General features: G+C 73.7%; 6 protein-coding genes and 2 tRNA genes. 4 read left to right on the top strand and 4 right to left on the bottom strand.

Going from position 1 to position 4,593, the window contains the following annotated elements; all coding sequences use genetic code 11:
* A partial coding sequence (locus tag LLG88_04125) for a hypothetical protein (GenBank protein MCE5246092.1) occupies positions 1–369 on the top strand: 369 nt, incomplete at its 5' end.
* Between the two features lie 100 nt (positions 370–469).
* On the opposite strand, the gene LLG88_04120 is transcribed toward LLG88_04125, so the two are convergent.
* The 3 genes from LLG88_04120 to LLG88_04110 form a co-directional block, all read right to left on the bottom strand.
* Entirely contained in the window at positions 470–1,606 is a 1,137-nt protein-coding gene (locus tag LLG88_04120; protein ID MCE5246091.1) for a N(4)-(beta-N-acetylglucosaminyl)-L-asparaginase, read from the bottom strand.
* Between the two features lie 67 nt (positions 1,607–1,673).
* Positions 1,674–2,249, bottom strand: coding sequence for a hypothetical protein (locus tag LLG88_04115; GenBank protein MCE5246090.1), 576 nt, complete (start codon positions 2,247–2,249; stop codon positions 1,674–1,676).
* A 31-nt stretch (positions 2,250–2,280) separates the two neighbouring features.
* A complete protein-coding gene (locus tag LLG88_04110) occupies positions 2,281–2,937 on the bottom strand; it encodes an HAD-IA family hydrolase (protein MCE5246089.1) in 657 nt (218 codons plus the stop codon).
* A gap of 50 nt (positions 2,938–2,987) precedes the next feature.
* On the opposite strand from LLG88_04110, the gene LLG88_04105 reads away from it, so the two are divergent.
* The 3 genes from LLG88_04105 to LLG88_04095 all read left to right on the top strand — a co-directional run bounded on the left by LLG88_04105 (position 2,988) and on the right by LLG88_04095 (position 3,727).
* On the top strand, positions 2,988–3,521 hold the full coding sequence (locus tag LLG88_04105) for a Mut7-C RNAse domain-containing protein (protein MCE5246088.1): 534 nt from the start codon (positions 2,988–2,990) through the stop codon (positions 3,519–3,521).
* A 36-nt stretch (positions 3,522–3,557) separates the two neighbouring features.
* Positions 3,558–3,634: transfer RNA gene (locus tag LLG88_04100), tRNA-Val, on the top strand.
* A gap of 16 nt (positions 3,635–3,650) precedes the next feature.
* Positions 3,651–3,727 (top strand) — tRNA-Asp (locus LLG88_04095).
* A 68-nt stretch (positions 3,728–3,795) separates the two neighbouring features.
* Here the strand turns inward: LLG88_04095 and LLG88_04090 are convergent.
* Complete coding sequence (locus LLG88_04090) at positions 3,796–4,305, bottom strand: peptidyl-prolyl cis-trans isomerase (GenBank protein MCE5246087.1); 510 nt, start codon at positions 4,303–4,305, stop codon at positions 3,796–3,798.
* Between the last annotated feature and the right edge of the window lie 288 nt (positions 4,306–4,593).

The following is a 4,593-nucleotide window of genomic DNA, read 5'->3' as shown; positions in this document are numbered from 1 at the left end:
GCCTGGCTGATCCCGCGGATGGAACGCGCCGCCGCCGACCGCGCCGCGGACGAAGCGACGCTCTTCGGCCGGCCGCTCGCGCTGCCGCATCTGCCGCTGCCGTTCCTCGGCCAAGTCGCGCCCCCCGGCTGGACGTTGGTGCAGGAGTACCTCGTGGACGCGACCGGCCTCGGCGACGCCGACGACCCGGCGATGACGGTGCGCGACTTCGTGCGCGAGATGGCGCGCCACCCCGGCGCCGGCTGGGGGCTGCGCGCCGTGGCGCCGCTGGCGGTCCTCGTCGCGCGCTTCGCGCCGAACCGCGCCGATCTTCCCGCCCCGCCGCGCGAGGCGCTCGGGCCGGCGTTCGGCCCGGTCGGCCTCGCCTGACCGAACCCGTTGGTCCGTTCCTCGCTAGCGCCGCGCGAAGCGCGCTCGGCGCCGCCGATCTTCCGCGGGCCCGTCGTTCGCTCGTTCTCGATCCGTCGCGCTAGGGGCGCGCCGTCCCCTCGAAGAGCGCGTCCATCGGCGGCGTCTCCGGCCCCTTCTCCGTGCAGACCGCGTAGGTCGCGCGCCTCCCCGGCGCGTCGAGCGCGTACATCGCGACGCCGGCGTGCCGCCCCGTCTTGTCGAGCGCGTAGAACTTGAGCTGGAAGTTCGGCCGTCCGGCGAGGTTGCGCAGCCGCCGCTCGCGCGTCGCCTCGGCGATCCGCTTCAGCGCCGCGAGGCAGGCGTCCTTCGGGTGCGCCCCGCGGCGCATCTCCTCGACGATCAGGAACGAGGCGCAGTGGAAGAGGTTCGCCTCGCCGCGCCCGGTCGAGCCGGCCGCGCCGACCTCGCCGTCCACGTAGTTGCCGGCGCCGAGGATCGGCGAGTCGCCGACCCGGCCGGGGATCTTGAAGGCGAGACCGCTCGTCGTCGTCGCGCCGCCGATCTCCCCCTTCGCGGTCACGGCGTTGCAGTGGATCGTGCCGAAGACGTGCGCCGGATCGACCAGCCCGGCGCCGATCATCGCGTCGCGGGCCCGCGCCGCGGACAGCTCGCGCGCCGCGGGGTCGAGGTAGTGGTCCGGATCGGTGCGCCGCTTCCAGTCGAGCCAGAGCTTGCGGGACTTCGGCGTGTTGAGGTCGTCCTCGACCGCGAAGCCGAGCCGGCGCGCGAACGCCTGCGCCCCGGCGCCGACCAGCAGGTGGTGGTCGGTCTCGTTCATCACGGCGAGCGCGACGCGGGACGGCGTGCGCACCCCTTCGAGCGCGGCGACCGCGCCGGCCCGTTTCCGCGGCCCGTGCATGCACGAGGCGTCGAGCTGCACGACGCCGTCGGCGTTCGGCAGCCCGCCGTACCCGACGCTGATCTCCTCCGGATCGAGCTCGACGATGTTGACCCCCGCGACGAGCGCCTCGACGACGTCCTCGCCGCGCGCGATCCGCTCGAACGCCTCCTCGACGCAGGTCTTGGCGCCGCCGTTCTTGAACTGCGCGCCGTTGGCGGCGGAGACGACGACCGGACGCGCCGGTCCCGGGACGAGGACGGTCGGCGCGGCGCCCGCCGCGCGATGGATCGCGGCCGCGGCGGCGCCGGCGGCCCCGGCGAGGACGAACTGCCTGCGGGTGACGCGAGAGGACATGGGCGAGCCTCCGAGGGCGGGAGGCCATTGTAGGCGCCCGCCGCCCCCCGGAGAACCGCCTCCGCGGTCAGCGTTCGGCGCTGAGCGTGACCTCGACCTGATCGACGTACTGGACGGCGTAGTTGAGCGTCAGGCGGCGCAGCTCGGCGGCCTTCGCCTTGCCGGCGCCGATGTCGCGGCTGAACTCGAACTCGTCGATCACCGCGCCGCTCCGGTCGAGCAGGCGGATCCGCACGGCGAGCGTCCACTCCTGCGCGCTCGGGTTCTCGGCGGAAACGGCGTAGTTGAGCCACGAGAAGCGGGCGTGCCCGCCGCGCGGCGGCAGCACTTGGTCCACCAGCCGCGCCTCGGTCGGCGTGATCTTCAGCTCCGGCACGCGCAGGTTGCCGACGACCATGTCGAGGCGGATCGGCTGCTTCTCGGCGAACGGGACCTTCTTCATCAGGATCAGCGACCCGGCCGGAACGGCGGGATTGAGGTCGGCCGTCTGCACGGCGGGCGCGGCCGCGGCCGCCGGCGCCGCGGCGGCGACGGGCTCCTGCTGCGGAGCGGGGGTCTGCTGCGGCGCGGGAGCGGCGAGGGCGGCGCCGGTCAGGGCGCCGACCGCGAAGCAAGCGAAGAAGACCAAGCGCGAACGCTTCATGTCGCATTCCTCCGTGGAGGTGGAGTCCAGTCTATCCCGGATTTCCGGCGCCCCGCTCCGGAGCGCCGCCCCGCGGCGACAGGCCGAGCACGGCCCGCAGCGGCCCCGCGCCGACGAAGAGGAGCGACGGCACGCCGAGGGCGCGCGCCGCGCGGACGTTGTCCTCGCGGTCGTCCACGAAGAGCAGTTCGCCCGGCGCGCAGCCGATCCGCGCCAGGGCGCGCTCGAAGTAGGCCGCGGCCGGCTTGCGGGCGCCGACGACGTACGAGGGATGATGCCCGGCGACGAACCGGTCGAGGGCGAAGCGGGCGCGCAGCCCTTCGTACCACGGCGGGTAGTTGGAGAGGACGTGGACCGGCCAGCGCGCGGCGGCGTCGGCCAGCAGCTCCTCCATCCCCTCGACGAAGCGGAAGAGCCGCGCGAACTCGGCCTTGAGCCGCGGGAGGTCGAGGGCCAGCCCGGTCTGGGGCAGGAAGAAGCGGCGCGCGTACTCCGCCTCGTCGATCGTCCCCAGTTCGAAGTCGGCCCACGCCGCGCGGTCGCGCAGCGGGCGCGAATCGACGACGCCGAGCCCGGTGACGGCCTCGACCGCCTCGACCCACGGATCGACCAGGATCGTGTCCATCAGGTCGAGCCCCAGCGCGCGGAGGCGCGGGCAGGCGGGCGCGATCGTAGTCAGCTCGTCCATCGCCCCCGATCATGCCCCGCCGCGGGGCCGGTCCGCCATAGACTGAAGCCGTGGAAGACGCCCCGCGGTTCGTGGCCGACGCGATGCTCGGCCGCCTCGCCCGCTGGCTGCGGCTGTGCGGGCTGGACGTCGTCTACGACCCGCGGCTCGACGACCGCGAGATCGCGCGGATCGCGGCCCGCGAGGAGCGCACGGTCCTGACCCGCGACGCCGCCCTGCTGCGGCGGCGGCTGGTGCGCCGCGGCCTGTTCATCGAGGCCCAAGAGCTGGGCCCGCAACTGCGGCAGGTCTTCGCCGCCTGCGGCCTCGCCCCCGAGCGGCTCGTTCTGTTCAGCCGCTGCGTCTCCTGCAACGGCCTCGTCGAGGAGGTCTCCCCCGCCGCGGTCGCCGGGCGGGTGCCGCCGTACGTCCTGCGGACGCAGGGGCGGTTCACCAGTTGCCCGGGCTGCGGGCGGATCTACTGGGCCGGGACGCAGGTCCCGGCCGCGCGGGCCCGCTTGGCGGAGCTTCTTCATGAAGAAAAGGCGGACGGAGCGGGGCGTCCCGGGGAGGGGCCGGGGGACCAATTTCGCCCGCCGGCTTGACGAACCCCGAACCGGCCTCTACTCTTTCGTGCGCTCGGGCGGCTAGCTCAGCTGGGAGAGCACCAGCCTTACACGCTGGGGGTCACACGGTTCGAGCCCGGTGCCGCCCACCAAACGAAGGGCACAGACGGGGGCGTGGTGCAGCTGGTTAGCACGCAGGCCTGTCAAGCCTGAGGTCGCGGGTTCAAGTCCCGTCGCTCCCGCCATTCACCCTTCGAACGACGAACGGCCGGCAGATCGCCGGCCGTTTTCGTTTTTCCGGATGTCGGTTCGCCTACTTCAGGCGCTTGATGATGTGCCAGCCGTACGGCGAGGTCTTCGGATCGTACGGGGCCATGCCGATCTCCCCCGGCTTGAGCGAGAACGACACGTCGCCGAAGGCGGGGACCATCTTCGTCCGCGGCACGAACCCTTCCGGCGCCGGATCGTTCGGGCACATGCCGTAGATCCCCGCGGCCGGCGGCTTCCCGGGGACGCGGTCGGCGGTGTACTTCTTGACCAGCGCGGTGAAGTCGGCGCCCTTCTTGGCCTTCTCCAGCACTTCCTCGGCCAACTTCCGCGCCTGCTCCTCCGTCACGCCCTTGTAGTTCTCGCCGATCTTGGCCGAGCCCTCGAAGGCGATCAGCACGTGCTGGACGCGGATGCATCCTTCGGGAAGCGGCGCTTCCGCGGCGGGCTTGGCGGCCGGCTTCGCCGCCGGCTTGGCGGGCGCCTTCGCGGGGGGCGCGGCGAGCGCCAGCCCGCAGGCGAGCGGCGCGAGGGCGAGAACGACGGACTTCCGCATCACTGACCTCCTTCGCCGCCGCCGAACCCGGCGCGGCGCCCGTCATGATGCGCCCTTCCCCCGTCCCGCGGCAGAGGCGAAGCGCGCGCCGTCGGCGGCGCCGCGGGCGCTATGATGGCGGCGATCCGCGACGTTTCCGTTTCGCACGGGGGAATCGATGGAGAAGAGCCGCCTCGTCCGCGCCGGAGGTCTTCGCGCCGGCGTCCTTCGCGTCGCCTTCGAAACGCTCGGTCTTCTCGCGCTGGCGCCTCTCGGGCTCGGCGCGGCGTCCGCGCCCGCGTCCGCGCC

Source organism: bacterium, assembly GCA_021372775.1.
GTDB lineage: Bacteria > Acidobacteriota > Polarisedimenticolia > J045 > J045 > JAJFTU01.
Note: the sequence above shows the minus strand (reverse complement) of the source record. Positions and strands in the feature narration are given on the sequence as shown.